Below are 20,766 nucleotides of genomic sequence, written 5' to 3'. Positions count from 1 at the left end.
CCGGCCCCTCGCTTAAATCGCCTGACACTCGTGGCGGAGTAGCTCAGTTGGTTAGAGCAGCGGAATCATAATCCGCGTGTCGGGGGTTCAAGTCCCTCCTCCGCTACCAGCAACCCCGCCACTTTAGATTCTTGGTTAGAGGCGAAGGCGCTTACGTGCCCATTAGCTGCATCCGACCCGAGTTATCACCAAGCCCTGACCAAGGTCGCGTCTTATGGCATGGACATTGCCATCGCGACCGTCTCCGATCTTCTGATACCCAATGTCCAACAGCGCAGTGCCTCGACGCTGTTGCGCATCGCTTCGACGCAGGACAAGAAGGCACGGCCGTCATTTCGGGACTAACGCAGGAGCAGATCGGTGAGCTGGCCAATGCCGCGCGAGACGTTGTCAATCGAACTCTCAAGCAATTTGCATCAAATGGGTGGATCGATGTCGCCTACAAGAAGATCAGGTTACTGGAGCCTGCGGAGCTGGAAGCGTTTTGTTCATGACCCGACGTACAAAGAGCCGCTGAGAGTGCTACTGGCATCATGATCGGAAAGTAGGTGCCGCGATGATTCAAACCACTTCACTCTACTCAGCGGATCAGGAATTCGGATGCATACCGGCGACCGTAGCGGCCGTCTATCAACTCCAGATGTCAGCCGCATTGGTCGTGAATTGAATTAGTCTCAGATCACATCGAGACTAATTCATTTTAAGGTGCTCTTTCCGCCATCAGACTGGTCTTAGTTACCATCCTTATATGCAGTTTTTCAACCGATACTCGCCGCTCGACCTTCCGACATTTCAGCCATTTCGACGGCCGTGTCTATCAAGAACAACGCCTCCATCTTCGTATTGGCTTTAAGCATAACTTCTTCGCTCACTTGGAAGCCAATTGGCCGACCAGAAGTGGCATCACTGGAAATATCTTTCAATGCTTCCATAAGCGGTGCACCCAATTGGTCCACACTCAAATTAGTTTGATTGTCGTAGATCACCAAGAACACGCCATTTCCCCAATAGGTCGCTACTTTACGCCCTTCCTGATTGGCTGACAGAAGCGCGGTACCAGCTATAGTCATGGCACTACGGAATTCACTGACCGTGCTCGTATTATAGATTTGTTCGGCGCCTGTGCATTTCACCGCCACAAGTTTTGCAGCCATGGCGTGCATTGTTGAAAGCTGAATTACGTAGTTCTCAAATTCAGCTAACCCAATGAAACCGGGCAAATCTCCGAAACATTGCGGGTCACTTAAACGAACGTCCGGACTATTGTCAAAACACAACTCAATATCCGCTTCAGCTTCGAGCACCTCGATTGCGGCTCTGCGTTCCGCTGCCAGCCTATAGGCGTCGGACAACCTCTGCTTCAGATCAGAGAACTCAAAAGGCTTTGTAACGTAATCCGTGGCCCCAACTTCGAATGCTTCGTCGATGTACTCTTTTTGTACCATGGCGGTCACCATGATAATGGGCGTGTACGTATGTTCTGGAAATTTTCGTACTTCTTCGCATAGAGCAATGCCGTTCATTTGCGGCATCTGCACATCCAGTAGCAAGCAGTCGAACGCTTCGTTAGGTCTCGACAGTATTTCAAGGGCCTCTCGCCCACTTCTGGCGGTGACGACATCTTTGTACCCGAACGCGTCCAGAACTTTATCTAGCAACTCCAGGATGCTCGGATCGTCATCTACAGCAAGTATACGCATAACTTTTCACCAACCTTTTACACCTCACCAAACGTTGGGCATTGCAGACTTAAGGCAACGGTTGGCTGGCGCATAATACACTCAGGATTTACTCATCCTCTTTTACGAAGGCGGCAAAACGGTGACATAAGGCGGGCTTCCTTATGTCTGTACATTTTTTTTATTTGTACAATATTTCCCGCGCGAGGGCGCAAATTGAAAAGTGAATCCCTCCAATTCTTGATGCCATTTTGACGTTTCTCCTATCAACCGTCACGACTGCCTCGAAAGTTTGTCGGACAGCAGCGCTGCGCCTGATCCATCGTGAATTCGAAAGGAATACGCAAAAGAAGCTGTCTTTTTTCAAAATGTTACCAGACACGAGGAAATAAATGAAGCCTGCGGGAGAAAGAAAGCCCAGAACATTTCTAGAGTTTTTGGTCGGTCAGCGAACTCAACCATAGGGAGGGAGGAGATTTAGACACACCTATCCATCTATTCGGTCAAATACCGCATAGGGTTGTGGACTTGCCGAACTGAATCTTGCCATAAGTGTGTCAAAATTATGAGTAAAATATGGACCGACCACTCAGGTTTAAGCAGACATACCCGGTCCCGGAGGGGTTTCCGGAACTGACACCTGCTAACGGCACTTCAGGCGCACCAAGTTCTTTGGCGCGACTAGAAATTTTTGCTGTCAAAAGCAGTCCGCCAACGCCACGTGGTGACATTGGCAATATTCGCGCGACTACACTTAATTTTCGCAATATTTACGAGCATGGCACCCTGCTGGCAAAATACCTTGAAACCAGAAAATCAATTTTCATTGACCAGTTGAAGTGGCAAGTTGGTGAAGCTGACGGGATGGAGTTCGACCAATACGACACGCCAGCCTGTCGATGGGTTGTGTTGCATGAATTCGGTGAAGTTTTGGGAGGTGTGCGACTTCTGCCCACGACTGCAAAATGCGGAATATACAGTTATATGCTGCGCGACGCGCAAAGAGGTCTCCTAAAAGGAATACCATCTGACGTTCTATTTATTGACGCGCCGGTAAAGCACTCTGTTTGGGAAGCATCCCGTTTCTTCGTGGCAAAGGATGTTGCATCGTCACGCAGGCTGCTGGTTCAACAGGAGTTGTTTCACCAGATGGCTACTGTCGCGATGGACGGTGGCGCAACCAGCATACTGGGCATCGTCCCCTCAGTCTGGGCACGGTGGTCACGGCGACTGGGCGTCAATGCCTCGCCTGTCGGCGCAAAGTTTTCCATCGATGGTACCGTCAGTCAGTCGGTTTTGTTCAACATCCACAAGTAAATGGAACAATTCAGCCACTAGAGCGTCTTTTGTACTCTTGGACACCCGACGCAGGTTTCATTGCAACTAAGATTGATTTTCAGACCGTTGGGAAACCGCGGCTGTTTTGCATGTTAGTGGGGTATCCAGAATTGATGCTTAGATTTCCAACGTTTTTCAATTCCGTAGTTTTGCGATCGTAGACCGCTATTAGACACGAACAAATTGCCAAAAAATAGCGTTTAGAGAATGCTACGGTAGTTCACAACAAGAACTGGCGACTCGTCGTTGAGGCCGTTGGCGCCCAACAAAGGTCAAGAAAAAACCCCTTTCTACGACAATTTCCTCCATTTTCGCCGCTGTTTCGACCCACTCGCCTCATAAGTTTAACCCGTTATGAGGATATCGGCGGTTCACCAGTTATGAGACATTCCACATTCGAAAGTGATCGGTTCCAAAGAAATTTGGAGCTTCGAGCACACCGAAAGACCGCACTTACCGTGCTGGCGGTTGATGATGATCCTGACATTTTGAAATTACTCCAATCAGCTCTCCCTGAACTCGAAAACTGCAAAGTGGTTGTTGCCAGTTCTGCTGATGAAGCGCTTCGGCAGATAGAAGCAGCGGAATCCCCGTTCGACTGTCTGCTCGTTGACATTCAGATGCCTGGAACCACAGGTATAGATTTGCTTTCACAAATCCGAAACCTGCCGGATAACCGGGAAACACCTGTCATAATGTTAACTGCTCTAGATGACAGACAGAACATCGAGAAGGCATTTTTAGAAGGCGCATTTGATTACATAACTAAGCCCTTCGATTTCTTTGAATTGCGAAGCCGTATGAACGCCGCCCATCTTCTGATGAGGGAGAGAAAGAAAACCCAATCCTCTTCAGCGTCGATAGAAAGTCTTCGTAGTGAACTGGATTTTAATCAGAAATTCAGTTTTGAGGACCCCCTGTCTATCGACGAGCAGGAACAGTGCGTGGGGTATGTCGAGTTCGACAACTATGTGGAGCAGCTTTCACGGGGGCGCCGATTTGACTCCTGGGTAACAGCAATCAAATTTCGCGATGCGGGATATCACTTTGATCTAAAGGAATTTGGTGATTTTCGGCGCGCTGTTTCCGACATCGGATTTTGCATTCAAAAGACAACACAGGCCGCCGGAGGAATCTATTCCTATCGAGGGAGTGGCGTTTTTCTCGTTATTACACATGGACGGGAACGCACCCAGAATATTCCAACCGAAGCTTTTCTAAACCAAGAACTAAGGACTGTTCTCAGTAACCGTTGCGCCTCTGTCCATCTTAAAGTGGTGAAGAGTACACCGGTATCGCTTCGTTCAATTACAAAGGTTGGAGCATTCGCATCTTTGGAAATGGCTGTTAAAATGGTGAATCTTCGTGAGACCAATCTCAGAAAGGGCCTGGTTGCAACCTGCCCCTCGATTTCAAAGCACACGCCGCATCGCAAAGAAATGGTCAACAATAGATTGTTTGATACAGTCCTGCGTGAAATGTACGGCGATGACACTTACCTCAATCGCCGGTAGCAAGCTTTGTCTTTGGCAAAGGCCGACCTCGACCAGAGGTCAAGCACTAGAGTTTAGACATCAACTTTAGTCGCGAGCCCGTTCGGCATTGAGGATGAGTGGGCCACTGGTACGCATGGTGAACGTCAAAACTGGTTCCGGTATTTCTGACTCAGTAGTCGAAAAATTTATTCTACGGAGCACCGAAGCCATAAGCACCATGATCTCAGTTTCAGCGTACTGAGCGCCAATGCAGATTCTAGGACCATCTCCGAACGGAATGTACTGACCACGAGGTAGTGTAGATCCCAGGAACCGTTCCGGCCGATAGTCGTTGGGAGCATCCCATAATTTTTCATTTCTGTGCAAAGAGTAAACTGGGAAAAACAACGCATCGCCATTTTCAATCTTTACCCCTTTAATTTCAAGGTTCGCAGCTGCGTCTCTGGCAAAAAACGCAGCGGAGGGATAAAGCCGCAGAGTCTCTTTAACATGCGCGCGCAAGAGTGGCATTGCCTCCAGGTCCGAAAATTCCACGAGGCCTTCTGGGCGAACAGATCGAACTTCTTGTCTAACCCTAGCTTGCATATCTTGGTGCATGGCCAACAGATAATATCCCCAGGCCAATGTGTTAGCGGAAGTTTCATGACCAGCGACGACAAAAGTCAAAAGGTTGTCAACAGTTGTCGCTTCATCTTCGAAATCGGTTTTCAACGCCTCAATCATGAAATCGAGGAAGTCCAATGGCTCGCTACGGTCTTCGGCCCGACGCTGATCTATGACCTGTCTGGCGAGGTCTCGCATATTAGTAACCGGGGCCAAGCTGCGTAGCCAATTTTTACGCGGTAACCACTTTGGCAATCCCATTATATCGAAAAGGGACAGATCAGAAATGTACTCGAAATACTTGATCAGCCCCACTCGTACCTGCTCTGAACTGACTTCCTTATTACCTGAAAAAATCACTCTAGAAATATTCGTCAATGTTGATGCAGGCGCAATTTGTGCAATATCTACAGGGCCTTCGTGTTCCGCCAATGAGTCTGCAATCTCGACACCAGTCTCTGCAAAATGCCGGGCCAGAACCGGGAGGTTTCTGGCGGCGAACAATGGAGAATACCTTCGCCTCTGTTGACGCCATTTTTCCCCTTCTGAGAGTATTAAACCGTTGCCTACAGCCGATCCAATAATGTCTTTTGTGAACTTGGCTTTGGGAAACGAACGGCCCTGGCCGACGAGTAATTCAGTTACCATTTCAGGATCGCAGATATAATGTATGTTCAAAGGCCCACGAACATATGTTTCACGCAGAGTTTCTGCCGGGATGACTTCAAACATGTTGCGGCCAGCTGACCTTGCAAACTGAAGCAGTGTCACTGGCTTTGTCGCAAGCCTAGCGGTAACAGGAGCGACAGTACCCTGCCTCAACTTCGTAATTTCAACTGCAGTCAAACCCCAACCCTTTTAGAATTATTCCTTCTTTCGGACACATTAAGGTGAAAAATTCCCCACTTAGCAACGAGATCCTCGATATTGGGTACCCTGCTCTGCAATTGTGCAAAAAAATTGCGATCTCCGATGCCAGAAACTTGCGTGAATCGCCCAACAATCGCGATGACTTCAAGGGATTGGCGCCAGACTGTGAACCCAATTTGGACCAACTAAGTCCTCATTGTACAGGTAATAGTACTTTCCAAGCGCGAAAAACGAAGACATTTGGATGACAGCCATCGACGCCAATCTGCCGGACCGGGACTCCGGTGAAACGGAAAACCGGCTTCTGCAAAACATCATAGATTATACTGCCATGAGTTTTGCGCTTCTGTGGCAGCGGCAAGCTATTTATCTGGCCACGACCATTTTGACTGCGTTCTTCTTCGATCCCATTAACGCCATGCTGTTCTATGGGACCATCCTCATTTGTGAAGCGCAAGATTTATTGCTGGCCAAACGCGTACCGCGCTTAAAGCCAGACCAGCACAAAGCAATTGGTATGATGGTTGTTTGGATTCTGTTGAACACGATCCTTAGCTCAGCTGCAATTTGCCTGTATGCTGTTTCAGTTGCTTTCGCACAGCCCGCCGGTGGTCACTTTACTCCTATGTTCTTCTTGTTTGCTGCAGCTTTGTTTGCGGCAATGAACAACCATCAGTTTCTGTGGGCGATGATTGTCCGTCTGGCCATGTACGGCGTTTCCTTCATGTTGATTGTCGTCAAGGATATCTGGACCGAACGCCCCGGACTTTCATCTGAGCTCTGGCTGCACTTCTTCACCGTTATCTTTGTAATGTATTTTCTGATCGACTGTTCGATGGTGTTTCTGAAACTCTACCGCAGGAATTTGGAACAACTCGAAAAGCTCAAAGCAGAGCACGAAAGAACAAAAGCGGCCTACATTGCGAAAACTCAGTTCATATCGACAGTCAGCCATGAACTGCGTACGCCTCTTACATCGATCAAGGGATCACTTGACCTAATCAACACAGGCGCATTGGGTGAAGTTCCAGAATCAATGCAAAGCCTCATACATCTAGCAGGTAAAAACTGCGAACGGCTAGCATCCTTAATCAATGATGTGCTGGACATTCAAAAAATGGAAGCGGGCGAGATGAACTACCGCGAAGGAACCGTTGATGTACATACTCTGGTTCAAGAAGCGATTTCCGTTAACACCGGGTACACCAGTGCTCACAACGTAGAAATTGTGGAAGACATAAGGGGAAACGAAGATCTGTTCATTAAAGGTGATGCGTCACGCCTGCTTCAGGTGTTGGCCAATATGATCTCCAACGCAGCCAAATTTTCCCTTGATGGAGGCGAGATTATCGTCGGATGCGAGAAAGTCGGTGGGAAGGTTCGCCTTTTCGTCAAAGACCACGGCATCGGCATACCCGAGGGGTGCCAGGACAAAGTCTTCGATCGCTTTTCCCAGATCGACTCTTCCGATGAACGTCACGCAGGCGGTACAGGGCTCGGGATGCACATTTCAAAGGAAATTGTGGAGCATTTTGGAGGAGAAATAGACTATCGAAGCAAACTTGGTGAAGGCTCAGAGTTTTTTATTATGCTTCCTGCGATAAGCGGGCATGAAGAAGGTTCCGCCGAAGACGAGCACACCTCACTACCCTGCGCCATGCAATCCAAGCAACTTTAGCCGAATCCCACTGGGCAAGTTCGATGGCACATCACTAGGTTATTTCGAAGGAATCCCACGGTTTCAGAGCGGATTTTCCGCAGTAAAGTTAACCTTAAAATTACATGACCTCATGGCAAACTCGAAACCACCTGCGGTAAAAAGAGGGAGCCTGCATATTGCCAATGCAACTCCAAAAATAGAAAATGCTGTCCCGATCATACGATCAGAACAGCACACTCGTTACCAAATACACTTCCGAAGATGCAGTAGATCTACAACTTTCGGCAAAAAGGCCTCCTACTTGCAGGCCGCGATATCACAACACCCAATCTAAAGGATGAACTATCCAAGCGCCCAGACTTTCTCGCGTTTTGTGCGTTTCAGCTGTTCTAAATGATAGAAACCGGAAACAAAGAGGCAAATGACTATCAAACTGTTAACGTTTTCGGCTTTTTCATCGTTTCGGCGCACTCTAAGTGGCGACAACTTGAATTTCTTGAGGAAACCGTACACCTAATCGGTTCAGTTTTTCCCGGTTGAGTGAGTGTTTACTGGTTATGTTTCTAAAAGCCGTTTGCGCCTCATATTTCAGCTTTTCAGCTTCTGGGTAGTTTCCTCGGCAGAGCATCAGGATCGTATCAATCGCTACATGCAAGCTGGGACCGCACAACCTCTCAAGGGTGGACGCGTTGGACGGTATCGACAGAGAAATCGAAGCCGCTATCCGGGAAGATAGACCAATTCGCTTGGACCAGGTATTCCCACCCTTCCCATTTAGAGAAGAGCTAGGGGACTTCGTCCCCACGCGCCCGCAACACAATTAGACAGGGCCGTGCCTGCGGGCCGCACCAACCCTTTCGAATTATTTTGCGCTTGCTACCCCCAACCCTCGCCGGGAGCAGGTTTTAGAGACGAGCGCCCTGAAGGGCTTCGTCCAAAACCAATTCTAAAGGGGATGGGATGATCCGTCAGTCCGCACAGATCAATGGCAAGACTATGCGTCGCAAAAGGAAAGGTTCTGTCCCAAAAGGACAAACTATGTGTCGCTTCACAGGATTTGTTGCGGACAATGTTGCGGGATTTCAGATGTTGCGGGATTACCTAATTTTTAATCGGAAAATCTAAGGATAACATATTGTTTTTGCTTTATTTTCCAAACGCTGCCACTTTTTTAGGCGAAAAAGTGGCGGACCGAGGAGGAGACAGCCAATTTTCAAAAACGTTATTTATCAACATGTTAAAGCCATCCTGCAGGAAAAATGTTGCGGGATTTGTTGCGGGATTATTCAAACTTTCTCAGAATAGCTTTAGCTGTCTTGCGCCTGAGATGTGTTCTCTGACTTCGATGATCCTAGTCTCCGTTTTGAGGCGAGATCCAGTCAGTTGCTGCTTTTCTTCGATTGCACAACGCAAGGTGTCATTTTTCGAAAGCACCACTTCTGACTTGTCCAAGCGCATAACAAACGCTTCGTCTTCCATTGATGCTGTGAAAGTGTTTGTACCGTCGGTAAAACGCCAAAGGTAACCTTCTTCAAACTGCGCGCTGACTATCTTGAGCAGAGCTTCGCGCTCGACGCTGGTTTCGGTAACTTCCTCTTCCGACGGCTCAGGAACCAATGCTGATCCAACGTCGCCCTTGGTCAATACTAGATTGGGCTCATCGTCGGCCTCGTCACCTTCGTCCAATGTCACTTTCTGGATGCCCTCTGGCTTGAAGGAGGTTTTGACGAACTTCTCCGTTGCTTCTCGCGTGGATAAGTCTTCCAGCAATATGATGGTGCGCTGATCAACGATTATTGTTGTCCCGCCTTTGGTAAGTGAGGTGGTCCCATCATCGTTCTTGGCAGCGCTGTCCGGTTTACCGCCATTCAGCCATTTTAGAGTTTTGAAGAAACCAAAAGTGCCTCCAGCGATGGTACCGCCTTTGATAATCAAATCCAAAAGCTGATTGGCCGCAGTCATGCGATCAGGATGGGCGGCAACCAAATCGAGCATGTCAGCTATGAAGCTCACATCCAGCGAAAGAAGAGCAATAAAGCTGCCCTTCTCGCTCGCTCTTATTTTTAGCTTCACCTCGCTGCGATCTTTGTTCAACGCGCGATTGGCTGCTTCAAATAGATCGCCAAGGGCGAGAAGAGAAGGTGCTAGGTCTGCAACGTCAATTTCACCATTGTCGACCGACGGCCCGTCAAAACCAATTCGAAATGTACTCACTGCTCAAACCTCTTTTTAGTCCTGTATTACATATGGACTCAGGTGGAGCTACGGATTTCTGAACTAAGTCAGGAATGGCTATTGCACACAAATGTTGCGGGATTTGTTGCGGGATCGGTTTGAATCCCCCCGACGGATTCGAACCTCAAAAATAAAAAGTTGTTTATTTTCAATACTTTAGGGGAAACCAGTGGCGGACCGAGGAGGATTCGAACCCCCGACCCCTTGATTCGTAGTCAAGTACTCTATCCAGCTGAGCTATCGGTCCGCGTTGGTGAGGCGGTATTTAGACCTGAGGGTCGGTGCGCGCAAGTCGATTCTGCAAAAATACTTCAAAAAGTCATTTCCCCGCGCGGGAGCCTTATTTCAAAGGTTGTCCCCTCGGACCCGGTGTCTTTCAGAAGCAGTTCCCCACCGTGACCTCGTACCAGCTCTTGGGAGATTGCCAGCCCCAGCCCCGAGCCGCCTTTGCGTACACCTCCTTGAAACGGGGTGAACAGATTCTCGCGCGCTTTGGGTGGAAGACCCGGACCCGTATCGCTGATTTCAATACACCAATCGGTATCCAGCTCACAGGCAGCTACAGAGATGCCACCCGGCTTGCCGGACGTCACCAGCGCCTGCCGGGCATTGCGCACAAGGTTCATTATGACCCTGAATATCTGTTCGGGGTCAGCGCGGATCACAAGGTCTTCGGGCACGTCATTTGCGATCTCGATACAGGCATCCGCCAGCGCCAGCCTCTCACTACTGACGACGTCTTCGGCAATATCTCGCAAGCGCACCATGGTCAATGTCGGGGCGGGCTCTTCCGCGCGACCAAAGGCCAGAGTGCTTTCGCACAGAGAAACAGCGCGGGTGATTGAGTTGACAAGCTTGGGCGCCATGCGTGCCACCAGCGGGTCATTGCTTGCCTCAATCCGATCAGTAAACAGCTGCGCCGAGGTCAGGATGTTGCGCAGATCGTGGCTGACTTTGGCAACTGCCCCCCCCAATTGCGCCAGACGTTCGCGTTGTTTCAAGGCCTGGGTCAAATCGGTCTGAAGCATCTTCAAAGCCTCTTCGGCTTCACGTAGCTCGGTCACCTTGGAATTGGGCGAGATGATACCGCGCGCATCTTCGGGCGCGCTGGCATAGCGCTGCATGTAGCCCACCACACTTTTGATCGGCCGGACCAGAACCACACGCACGGCCAGAAACAGAAACGAGGCTGTAATGATCGAAATCACAAAGGACAGACCCAGAATGCGCAATCCGTAATCCGTCATCGCCATGCGCAGTGGATCGCTGTCCATCGTCACTTCGATCAGCAAGCCCGCATCCTTCACGGGTGCGCCGAAGACGCGGATTATCTCGTTTTCAGGCGTAAAGAGACGCAGGGTTGCATCGCGGATCAACACCCATGCGCTGGCGTCACGCAGATCAATGGTTCTGGTGATCTGATCTGGAATGGGCGAAGACAGCATGAGCTGCCGCACCTCATCGCGCCGCAGCACTACGTTATAGACGCCCGCATTGACCAGCAGCTCAGCCTCAAGCTCTTCGGCCAGCATGTCATCAGCCAGCAGTGCCAATGAGGCGATCTGCGCCCGTTCCAGCCGGTTCAGCAGGAAATCCTCGCGGAAGCGCGCGATCGAGGGCACAAAGATCAGGATTTCAGCCAACATGACGAAGACCGTCGTCAGGATCAGAAATCGGCCCGACAGCGAGTTCACTTTGCACTCCTCCTCGGGTCAGGGAATCCAGCGTTGGACGAACCTGACCACCGTTTTAACCGTTTGATTCTCAAACAGCCTTGGAGAGAAATAGGCCCCTGCCACGCGTTTGTTAAGCTCTCCAATCGTCGGATAGGGCGAAACCATCGCGGCGATCTGGCTCATCTTGAGGTTATTGGCCAAGGCTAGCGACCACAAGTTGATTAACTCTCCGGCCTGATGTCCGACAATTGTCGCCCCGACAGGCCGGCCTTTTACGACCATCACCTTAATAAATCCCTTGGTCTTCCGCTCGGAAATGGCGCGGTCATTATGGTGATAATCAAAGCGGGCAATCTCCAGCGTCTCACCGTGCTGCGCGCGCGCCTGCGTTTCGCTCAAACCAACCTGCGCCAGTTCCGGGTCGGTATATGTGGCCCAAGGAATATGTGCCGTTTTTGCCTTGGAGGGCAGCCCGAACAGCGCCGAACGGATAATGACACCTGCCTGATAACCGGCCACATGGGTGAACTGCATACCACCCGCCACGTCTCCGATCGCATAGACCTTTCGGTTGGATGTCCGCAGCGCGGCATCGACCTTAACGCCTGTGCGTGTTCTTTCGATCCCGGCAGCCTCAAGATTTAACTGTTCGATGTTGGCCTTGCGTCCGACCGCCAACAACAGATGGGATCCCGCAAAGATCTCACCATTCTCAGTCACCACCTCGACAGCACCCGCATTGCCACGAATCTGGGCGACCATGGCGTTTTCATGGATCGCAACACCTTCAGCCCTCAGGCTGTCCAACACGACCGAAGCCGCCTCGGGGTCGTCCTTGCCCAGCGCCTTCATGCCTTCGATCACCGTCACCCTGCATCCCAGCCGGATATGCGCCTGCGCCATTTCCATGCCGATGGGGCCTCCGCCGATGATCAGTAAATGCTCGGGCTTGTCGCGCAGGTCGAATATGGTTTCGTTGGTATAATAAGGCACCTGATCCAACCCGGGCAAAGGCGGCACCAGCGGCGACGAGCCGGTGGCGATCACAACACGACGGGCAGTGATCAAGTGATCTTTGGCCTGTACCTGTGTGGGAGAGACAAAGCTGCCGTATTCGCGGATCACTTTGACGCCAAAGCCTTCAAAGCGTTCCTGACTGTCCATCGGCTCAATCTGGGCGATCACGTCATGAACATGATCCTTGGCTGCGGCGTAATCGATCTGTGGCACCACATCCGCGATGCCGTAGGCAGAGGCATGGGCCTGCCCATAGGCAACCTTGCCGCTGGCAATCAGAGCCTTCGACGGGACGCAACCGAAGTTCAGGCAATCGCCGCCCATTTTGTGCCCTTCCAGCAGGACAACATCTGCCCCCATCTGACTGGCACCTGCTGCAACAGACAGCCCGCCTGATCCGGCGCCGATCACCAGAATATCGGTCTTCAACTCTTGCATCGATCAGGCGTCCTTTCGGCCACGGAGGGATTTGATGACAATCGGCAACGCCGCCAGGACACACAAGCCAATGATAGGCCCAATGACAAACGGTTCCCAAAGCAGAGAGACGTCCGGCGTCTCGCCCCGATCGAATACACCGCCAAGCCCGACGCCGATCCAAGTGTAAACGATGCCGCCCGGGATAATGCCCAGCGCAGTAGTGATCAGAAAGTTACGGAACTTTACCCCAACCAGCGCGGGCACCAAATTGGCCACGAAAAAAGGGACCACGGGGACCAGACGCAATAGAAACAGGACCGAGATTTCATTTTCGCGCAGCCCGTCCTTCAGCTTTTTGATCGTCCCTTCCGAGGATTCCAGCCGCGCCGTGAGCGACTCACCCAGCCCCCAGCGGGCAGCCAGGAAAATGGCCGAGGCTCCGATGGTGGCGGCAAACACATTGAATGCAGTCCCGGCAAACAGCCCGAACAAGAAACCTCCGGTCATTGAAGCCACGGCGGCACCGGGCAGCGAGAACGCTACGATCACAATGTATAATCCAACAAACGCGGCAGCCATGGCCCAGTAATTGGCATCGCGCCACGCCAACAACGCCTCGCGGTTGTCGCGCAGGGTCTCGAATGTCAGGTAGTCGCCCAGGGTGAAGAACCCGACCGCAGCCACGACAAGAATCACCAGCAATGGAATGTGGCGCGCAAATCTGTTGCGCGCAGTCTGAGTTGTGTCACTCATCATGTTGTCCGGTTTGGTACGCTTCATTCTGCCTACAACATGCGACGACTGTGGGCCTTAATACAGAGGCCTCACGCGGCGTTGATATTTGGGGTCGGTAATGTGAGGATTAAGGGCGCTAAAGCACGCTATTTGAAACCTTTTGCCGGTGCCGGTTACAGAATTGTTGCAAAAGGCGTTAAAACCCCCACCTAGGGGTTTGACTTAGCACCCGTGACCCAGTAGAGGACGGGCTTCGAACACTAGGGCCAGGCGAATCCGCGCCGCACCCGACCGCTATAGATTGGAGACGGAGCGATGAAACGCACCTATCAGCCTTCGAACCTGGTTCGCAAACGCCGCCACGGTTTCCGCGCGCGCATGGCCACCAAAGCCGGCCGTAAGATCCTGAACGCGCGCCGCGCACGTGGCCGCAAGTCGCTGAGCGCATAAAGCCGCTCGACCTGTCAGGTTATGAACATGACGCCGCCGGAGGCCCCTGAGGATGGTAACAACCAACCGAGGGTCAAGCCCCCGGCGGCGTCCGTTTGTGCGCCAAAAACACTGACCGTATTGCAGAATCGCGCGGACTTTCTGCAGGCCGCGCGGTCAAAACGGCAGGGCACGGCTTCGATGATGGTGCAGGCGCGCAAGCGCGGTACCGATGAAGCACCCGGTATCCGCGTTGGTTTCACTTGCTCAAAAAAGGTAGGTAACGCCGTGGCCCGCAACCGTGCCAAGCGCCGCCTGCGCGAAGCCGCACGGGCCGTTTTGTCTGTTCAGGGTCGTGAGGGTTGGGACTATGTTCTGATAGGTCGCGCCGAGGTCACCGCCGCCCGCCCCTTCGACGCTTTGAAAGACGATCTGCGCTATGCCTTGCGCAAATTGCACGGCGGCAAATGACGCTAGTTTCACATATGCTTGCCCTGCCGATCCGAGCCTATCGGTTGATCTTCAGCCCTTGGGTTGGGTTTAACTGCCGCTACCAACCCACCTGCTCGGCCTACGCACTGGAAGCACTGGAAAAGCACGGCGCCATCAAAGGCACGTGGCTGGCCGTCCGACGCGTCGGACGTTGCCATCCGTGGGGCGGCGACGGCTATGACCCTGTGCCGGACGAAACACCCTGACCCTTGCCCGGTTCACCCTTCTGCGATAGGCCCCGCCCATGTTTGATGAAGCAGACGACATCCATCCGCTCTTTTCCGGTGCGCCCTCGACCACGGAATTCAAGAAGCTACGCAAACGCATCGTGCGCCAGACCCGCGAAGCGATCGAGCATTACGGGATGGTGGACCGCAAACAAGGCGCCACACCCCGCTGGCTGGTCTGCCTTTCCGGCGGCAAGGACAGCTATACCCTTCTGGCGGTACTTTATGAACTGAAATGGCGCGGGCTTCTGCCGGTCGACTTGCTGGCTTGTAATTTGGATCAAGGCCAGCCGGGCTTTCCCGCGACTGTTTTGCCCGAGTTTCTTGAACGCATGGGCGTGCCGCATCGGATTGAATATCAAGACACCTATTCGATTGTGATGGATAAAGTCCCACAAGGGCGCACCTATTGCGCGCTGTGTTCGCGCCTGCGCCGGGGCAACCTCTACCGCATCGCGCGCGAAGAAGGCTGCTCTGCGGTGGTGTTGGGCCATCACCGCGACGATATCCTTGAAACCTTTTTCATGAACCTGTTCCACGGTGGGCGCCTGGCAACCATGCCGCCCAAACTGGTGAATGAAGAGGGTGATCTGTTCGTTTTCCGCCCCCTCGCGCATGTGGCCGAGGCAGATTGCGAGAAGTTCGCCAACGCGATGAACTATCCCATTATCCCATGCGATCTGTGCGGCAGTCAGGACGGGCTGCAGCGCCAACAGGTCAAACAAATACTCGACCAATGGGAAAAGAACGCGCCGGGGCGGCGGCAGGTGATGTTCCGGGCGCTGACAAACGCCCGCCCCTCACATCTGCTGGACCCAAAGCTCTTTGATTTTGCTAACCTTTCGCTTGATCCGATTCAAAAAGACGAAAATTCGGACGAAATTCCCAAGCTACGTTAACGACTGACTCAGATTGATTTCCTACGGTTGGCCTGCGCGATCCCTGCCCAAGCCGAAGGCCGTAAAACCGATGCGGAAAAATCTCTCTGTTGATCAATGCCTTGATGCATTGCGAGTTCTCTTTACCGGGCCTCAGATCCTGGCCTTTGTCCCGGCCGTCTGCCTGGCCGCGTTCTGGCTGGGTGGTGAACGCGCCCTTGTCATCACAGCGCTTGGTTTGCCACTTGTTCTTGCCCTAACCGGTAAATGGGGCAGTCGATCCTACAGCGCCCACAGCTCAGGAATGCGGCCCAGCGGCTCGGTCACATATGACGTGTTTCAGTCTGAGTTGCAGCTAATTAGTGAAGCGGCAAAAAACCGGGGCGAGAATGCCGCCTGCATCGCAATTGCGTTAGATGATTATGCAGACCTTCAGGATTTACACGGACAGGCCGCCGCCGATCACGTAAAGCAACAGTTCAGCGACCGCATACTCTCGATCATTCGCGATCAGGATATCTTTTCCCAGATCGACCAGAATCGGTTTCTGATCGGCCTACATCCATCCACACATCTTGACCTAGAAGCCTGCATTCAAATGTCAGGTCGCATCCAAAGCGCCATCGAAGAACCGCTTTTGCTGAATGGCGCAGGTGTTTATCAATCCTGTTCTATTGGATTCTGTCTGCTCTCTGATTTGCGCCAGGCCGAGGTTGACGAATGGATCGGCGCGGCAAGCGCAGCCCTTGCCGAGGCGCAACGAAGCGGGCCTTCGACTATACGCGCCTATTCAATCGCGACCAGACGGCGGTCGCTGGTTCGGGCCAATCTACGGAAGGAGTTCGAGGCGGCATTGGACGATGGAGAAATCCGGCCGTGGTTCCAGCCTCAGGTGTCGACCGACACTGGTAACATCACAGGGTTCGAGGCGCTGGCCCGGTGGGAACATCCGGTCAAGGGTGTCCTTGGACCGCAGGTGTTTTTACCTTTCGCCGAACAGGCCGAGCTGATGGAACGATTGGGGCAGGTCATGCGCCACCACGCATTTGAGGCCATGCGCACTTGGGATAGTGTCGGGACTGTCATACCCCGGATTGGCATAAATTTCTCGTCCGATGAACTACGCAATCCCGGCCTGCTCGACCGTCTGAAATGGGAGCTGGATCAATTTGAACTTACGCCCGACAGGCTGGCTGTTGAGATCTTGGAAACCGTATTCTCGCGCCGGCCCGATGATGTGATCACGCGGAACGTCGCAGGCATGGCGGCGCTCGGATGTTGCATCGATCTGGATGATTTCGGCACTGGTCATGCCTCGATCGCGTCGATCAAGCGATTTGATGTCTCTCGCATCAAAATTGACCGAACTTTTGTCGCGAAATCCGATCTGGATCCCAGCCAGCAGCAACTTGTCAGCGCAATTCTGACTATGGCTGAACGACTGAATCTTGAGACTCTTGCTGAGGGGGTTGAAACCCCCGGCGAGCACGCGCTGATGGCGCAATTGGGCAGCAACCACGTGCAAGGGTTCGGGATTGCCAAGCCGATGCCGTTCGAACAGACGGTGGAATGGATCAAGACACATCGCGCCAAGCTACAGGGCGCGCCCAAGATCGGCCGCAAAATGGGATGAAATCAGTCGTTTCGTTACGCCAAATCCAATGCTGCGGCGATTTAGGGGGCGATTCCGCTTGACCTTTGGGGCTGCACTCTGTTGAACCCACCGGGTGTGTTTCACTGCTCAAGGTGGCTGTCCCCGATGGACGATCAGAACAAAAATCTCATCCTAGCAACCGCGCTCAGCTTTCTGGTGATCCTAGTTTGGTTCGTGCTGTTTCCGCCGCCGGAACCATCCACGCTGCAGGATCAAGCGGAAATTGCGGCTTTGGACGGCGAAGCGGTGCAAACACCCAGCGCCACCAGCACTGTGGGTGAGGCAACGGCAACCACCGAAGAAACTCTGCCCGAAGAACAGGCCCCTCGTGTTGCGATCGACACACCACGTCTGCAGGGCAGCCTGTCCTTGTCGGGCGGACGGATCGATGAGCTGTCCCTGAAGGATTACAAGGTTTCCATCGAAGAAGGCGCACCCATTGTCGAGCTTCTCTCTCCGGTCGGGTCGGAATCAGCCTACTATGCCATCTACGGCTGGGCCCCGGGCGCGGGTCTTGCGGGTGCGGATGTTCCCGGCCCCAACACGCTGTGGACCTTGGAACAGGGCGAGACACTTGGTGTGGATAGCCCGGTCACTTTGGTCTGGGCAAATGGCAATGGCCTGACTTTCCGCCGCACCATATCGGTCGATCAGGATTATATGTTCACCGTCACCCAATCGGTTGAAAACGCGACGCAATCCGAAGTGGGCATGGCACCCTACGGCATCCTCGCCCGGCACGGCATTGGTGAGGATGGCGATCTTCCGGGCCTGAAGAACTTTTTCATCCTGCACGAGGGTGTAATCGGCATGGCGGACGGCACGCTGTCCGAGGTCGACTATGGCGATGTGCGCGATTTTGATATCGACCCGAATGAACGGGCGCAGGCCGAGGTTTATCAGGTCAAGGAAGATGGCTGGATCGGCTTTACGGACCATTACTGGATGACCACGCTGATCCCCGAGCCGGGCACCACATTCAAAGCGGCGGCAAAATACGATTCGCGTCGCAAAATCTATCAGACCGAAACAGTCATGCCGACAGTGACGGTTGCCCCAGGTGCCTCCGCCGAGGTAACGACCCGCCTGTTTGCTGGTGCCAAGGAATGGGAAGCAATCCGGGAATATCAATCAGAAGGCGTTCAGAAGTTCATTGATAGCATCGACTGGGGTTGGTTCTTCTTCCTGACCAAGCCGATTTTCTGGCTGTTGCACAACATCAATGCACTGATCGGTAACATGGGTTGGTCGATTATCGGCCTGACCTTGATCATCAAAGCGATCCTGTTCCCGCTGGCGTACAAATCCTACGTCTCGATGGCGAAGATGAAGGAATTGCAGCCGCAGATGGAAGCCCTGAAAGAAGCTGCAGGCGACGACCGTCAGAAGGTGCAGCAGGGCATGATGGAGCTGTACAAGAAGGAAAAGGTGAACCCCGCTGCGGGCTGTCTGCCGATCTTGATGCAGATCCCGATCTTCTTCTCGCTCTACAAGGTGATCTTTGTCACGATCGAATTGCGGCAGGCCCCCTGGTTCGGCCCGTTCCGTGACCTCAGCGCGCCTGACCCGACCTCAATAATGAACTTCTTTGGCTGGATGCCTTGGGCGGGGCCCGAGCCCGGCACGTTGATGGCGACCATCTTCCTTGGCATTTTGCCGCTGCTGCTGGGAATCTCGATGTGGCTGCAGCAAAAGCTGAATCCGGCACCAACCGATCCGACACAAGCCATGATCTTTGCCTGGATGCCATGGGTGTTCATGTTCATGCTGGGCAGTTTCGCAAGCGGTCTGGTTGTGTACTGGATTGCAAACAACACGATCACCTTTACGCAGCAGTACCTGATCATGCGCACTCAGGGCTACAAACCTGATGTGTTTGGCAACATTAAGTCGGGTTTTAAACGAACGCCAAAGACGGATGACAAATGAGCGGGGCAGTCACCAGCCTGTGGCGGCACCCGATCAAAAGCCATGGGCGCGAAAGCCTTGATCACGTCACCATGACCCCCGGGCAGACCATGCCCGGGGATCGTGTTTGGGCGGTGGCACATGAAGCGTCCAAAGCCGATGGGTCGGAATGGGTGTCTTGCGCCAATTTCAGCCGCGGCGCGAAAGCGCCTCTACTAATGGCTATCTGGGCAAAGTTGGAAGATGACAGTGTCACGCTTCGACATCCTGATCGCCCTGATCTGACGTTTAAGCCCGATACCCAACAGGACGCGTTTCTGGATTGGGTCAAGCCGTTGATGCCCGCCGACCGGGCCGCTTCGACCCGGATCATACGCGTTCCCGGGCGCGGGATGACCGACAGCCCGTTCCCCTCGATCAGCCTTTGCAATGTGGCTTCGCACCGTGCAGTCGAACAAAAACTAGGCTGTGACCTGTCCATCGCGCGCTGGCGGGGCAACATCTGGTTCGATGGCTTGCCCCTGTGGGAAGAGTTCGATTGGCTGGGCCGTAACATTCGCATTGGCGAGGCTATCTTTCACATCCGCGAACGCATCACTCGTTGTTTGGCCACGACCGCCAACCCGGAAACGGGTGAACGCGATGCAGACACATTGGGTGCGCTGAGCAGCTGGGACCATCAGGATTTTGGTGTCTACGCCGAAGTTCTGGAAGGCGGCACCATCCGCACCGGAGACGAGGTACAGGTGCTGTGACCACGCTTCGTTTCCCACTGGCAGAAACCCCGGATAAATTCGCAACGGAAACCGGGCGCAAGCTGTTTGCCGGACCATCCGAGTTTGTCAAAGGTGTCGTCGCAATGGATGGCCTACCCGCGCCCGACCGGCTCGAGGTCTGCTTTGCGGGGCGTTCGAATGTTGGCAAGTCCAGCCTGATCAACGCACTAACCGGCACCAAGGGGCTGGCACGCGCGTCGAACACACCGGGCCGGACGCAAGAGATCAACTTTTTCACCCAAGGACCAGAGCTCTATCTGGTTGACCTGCCCGGCTATGGTTACGCCAATGCACCGGTGAAGGTCGTGGCAAAGTGGCAACGACTGCTGAAGCAATATCTCAGCGGGCGTCAAACCCTGCGGCGCGCCTTTGTGCTGATCGACGCGCGCCACGGGGTAAAGCCTGTCGATGCCGAGATTATGAAGCTGCTGGATACCAGCGCTGTCACCTTCCAATGTGTCTTGACCAAAGCAGATAAGGTAAAGGCAAATGAACGTGAGAAAGTGCTTGATCAGGTGCGCGGTGCGCTGGCCAAACATCCCGCCGCATTCCCCGAGATTGTGCTGACTTCGTCCGAGAAAAGCGACGGGATTCCGACACTCCGTTCGATCATCGCACATCTGGAATAGCTTCACCCTTGGCAGCGCCATTCAAAGGCCCTAACACGGTGTGT

The 20,766-nt window shown here is 53.1% G+C and carries 18 protein-coding genes and 2 tRNA genes; 13 read left to right on the top strand and 7 right to left on the bottom strand.

Going from position 1 to position 20,766, the window contains the following annotated elements:
* Positions 1-32: 32 nt before the first annotated feature.
* Both Q1B46_RS00375 and Q1B46_RS22175 read left to right on the top strand, forming a co-directional pair.
* A tRNA-Met gene (locus Q1B46_RS00375) sits at positions 33-109 on the top strand.
* Between the two features lie 46 nt (positions 110-155).
* On the top strand, positions 156-494 hold the full coding sequence (locus Q1B46_RS22175) for a helix-turn-helix domain-containing protein (RefSeq protein ID WP_366871324.1): 339 nt from the start codon (positions 156-158) through the stop codon (positions 492-494).
* Positions 495-758: 264 nt separating this feature from the next.
* On the opposite strand, the gene Q1B46_RS00370 is transcribed toward Q1B46_RS22175, so the two are convergent.
* The gene (locus Q1B46_RS00370; RefSeq protein WP_299943342.1) at positions 759-1,700 is read right to left on the bottom strand and encodes a response regulator; all 942 of its coding nucleotides are present in this window, start codon (positions 1,698-1,700) and stop codon (positions 759-761) included.
* A gap of 555 nt (positions 1,701-2,255) precedes the next feature.
* Between Q1B46_RS00370 and Q1B46_RS00365 the strand changes: the two genes are divergently transcribed.
* Positions 2,256-2,996: an acyl-homoserine-lactone synthase gene (locus Q1B46_RS00365; RefSeq protein WP_299943339.1), complete on the top strand. Its 741-nt coding sequence runs from the start codon at positions 2,256-2,258 to the stop codon at positions 2,994-2,996.
* A 479-nt stretch (positions 2,997-3,475) separates the two neighbouring features.
* The gene (locus tag Q1B46_RS00360; protein ID WP_299943336.1) at positions 3,476-4,531 is read left to right on the top strand and encodes a response regulator; all 1,056 of its coding nucleotides are present in this window, start codon (positions 3,476-3,478) and stop codon (positions 4,529-4,531) included.
* A gap of 66 nt (positions 4,532-4,597) precedes the next feature.
* Here the strand turns inward: Q1B46_RS00360 and Q1B46_RS00355 are convergent, their stop codons facing one another.
* Complete coding sequence (locus Q1B46_RS00355) at positions 4,598-5,848, bottom strand: cytochrome P450 (protein ID WP_299943332.1); 1,251 nt, start codon at positions 5,846-5,848, stop codon at positions 4,598-4,600.
* A 382-nt stretch (positions 5,849-6,230) separates the two neighbouring features.
* Here Q1B46_RS00355 and Q1B46_RS00350 point away from each other — a divergent pair, with 382 nt between their 5' ends.
* The gene (locus Q1B46_RS00350; RefSeq protein ID WP_299943329.1) at positions 6,231-7,664 is read left to right on the top strand and encodes a HAMP domain-containing sensor histidine kinase; all 1,434 of its coding nucleotides are present in this window, start codon (positions 6,231-6,233) and stop codon (positions 7,662-7,664) included.
* A gap of 1,278 nt (positions 7,665-8,942) precedes the next feature.
* On the opposite strand, the gene Q1B46_RS00345 is transcribed toward Q1B46_RS00350, so the two are convergent.
* The 5 genes from Q1B46_RS00345 to Q1B46_RS00325 all read right to left on the bottom strand — a co-directional run bounded on the left by Q1B46_RS00345 (position 8,943) and on the right by Q1B46_RS00325 (position 13,750).
* Positions 8,943-9,860: a hypothetical protein gene (locus Q1B46_RS00345; RefSeq protein ID WP_299943327.1), complete on the bottom strand. Its 918-nt coding sequence runs from the start codon at positions 9,858-9,860 to the stop codon at positions 8,943-8,945.
* Between the two features lie 191 nt (positions 9,861-10,051).
* Positions 10,052-10,128 (bottom strand) — tRNA-Arg (locus Q1B46_RS00340).
* A gap of 64 nt (positions 10,129-10,192) precedes the next feature.
* Positions 10,193-11,575: a HAMP domain-containing sensor histidine kinase gene (locus tag Q1B46_RS00335; protein WP_299943325.1), complete on the bottom strand. Its 1,383-nt coding sequence runs from the start codon at positions 11,573-11,575 to the stop codon at positions 10,193-10,195.
* A gap of 18 nt (positions 11,576-11,593) precedes the next feature.
* The gene (locus Q1B46_RS00330; protein ID WP_299943322.1) at positions 11,594-13,012 is read right to left on the bottom strand and encodes an FAD-dependent oxidoreductase; all 1,419 of its coding nucleotides are present in this window, start codon (positions 13,010-13,012) and stop codon (positions 11,594-11,596) included.
* A 3-nt stretch (positions 13,013-13,015) separates the two neighbouring features.
* Positions 13,016-13,750, bottom strand: a complete 735-nt coding sequence (locus Q1B46_RS00325; RefSeq protein ID WP_299944705.1) for a TVP38/TMEM64 family protein — start codon at positions 13,748-13,750, stop codon at positions 13,016-13,018.
* Positions 13,751-14,044: 294 nt separating this feature from the next.
* On the opposite strand from Q1B46_RS00325, the gene rpmH reads away from it, so the two are divergent.
* The 8 genes from rpmH to yihA all read left to right on the top strand — a co-directional run bounded on the left by rpmH (position 14,045) and on the right by yihA (position 20,722).
* Positions 14,045-14,179: a 50S ribosomal protein L34 gene (gene rpmH, locus Q1B46_RS00320; RefSeq protein ID WP_005980833.1), complete on the top strand. Its 135-nt coding sequence runs from the start codon at positions 14,045-14,047 to the stop codon at positions 14,177-14,179.
* 27 nt (positions 14,180-14,206) lie between these two features.
* Positions 14,207-14,629 (top strand): ribonuclease P protein component, encoded by a 423-nt coding sequence (rnpA, locus tag Q1B46_RS00315; protein ID WP_299943319.1) that lies wholly within the window; start codon positions 14,207-14,209, stop codon positions 14,627-14,629.
* Positions 14,626-14,856: a membrane protein insertion efficiency factor YidD gene (gene yidD, locus Q1B46_RS00310; protein WP_299943316.1), complete on the top strand. Its 231-nt coding sequence runs from the start codon at positions 14,626-14,628 to the stop codon at positions 14,854-14,856. The genes rnpA and yidD overlap by 4 nt, the downstream gene beginning before the upstream one ends.
* Positions 14,857-14,894: 38 nt before the next feature.
* On the top strand, positions 14,895-15,776 hold the full coding sequence (gene ttcA, locus Q1B46_RS00305; RefSeq protein ID WP_299943313.1) for a tRNA 2-thiocytidine(32) synthetase TtcA: 882 nt from the start codon (positions 14,895-14,897) through the stop codon (positions 15,774-15,776).
* Between the two features lie 70 nt (positions 15,777-15,846).
* Positions 15,847-17,388, top strand: a complete 1,542-nt coding sequence (locus tag Q1B46_RS00300; RefSeq protein ID WP_299943310.1) for a GGDEF domain-containing phosphodiesterase — start codon at positions 15,847-15,849, stop codon at positions 17,386-17,388.
* A gap of 126 nt (positions 17,389-17,514) precedes the next feature.
* Positions 17,515-19,338: a membrane protein insertase YidC gene (gene yidC / locus Q1B46_RS00295; protein WP_299943307.1), complete on the top strand. Its 1,824-nt coding sequence runs from the start codon at positions 17,515-17,517 to the stop codon at positions 19,336-19,338.
* Complete coding sequence (locus tag Q1B46_RS00290) at positions 19,335-20,072, top strand: MOSC N-terminal beta barrel domain-containing protein (protein ID WP_299943304.1); 738 nt, start codon at positions 19,335-19,337, stop codon at positions 20,070-20,072. Before yidC ends, Q1B46_RS00290 begins: the two co-directional genes overlap by 4 nt.
* Positions 20,069-20,722 (top strand): ribosome biogenesis GTP-binding protein YihA/YsxC, encoded by a 654-nt coding sequence (yihA, locus tag Q1B46_RS00285; RefSeq protein WP_299943302.1) that lies wholly within the window; start codon positions 20,069-20,071, stop codon positions 20,720-20,722. Before Q1B46_RS00290 ends, yihA begins: the two co-directional genes overlap by 4 nt.
* The last annotated feature ends 44 nt before the right edge of the window (positions 20,723-20,766 follow it).

Origin of the sequence: uncultured Ruegeria sp. (genome assembly GCF_947500045.1) — a bacterium.
GTDB lineage: Bacteria > Pseudomonadota > Alphaproteobacteria > Rhodobacterales > Rhodobacteraceae > Ruegeria.
This window is presented reverse-complemented; position numbering and strand designations above follow the sequence as displayed.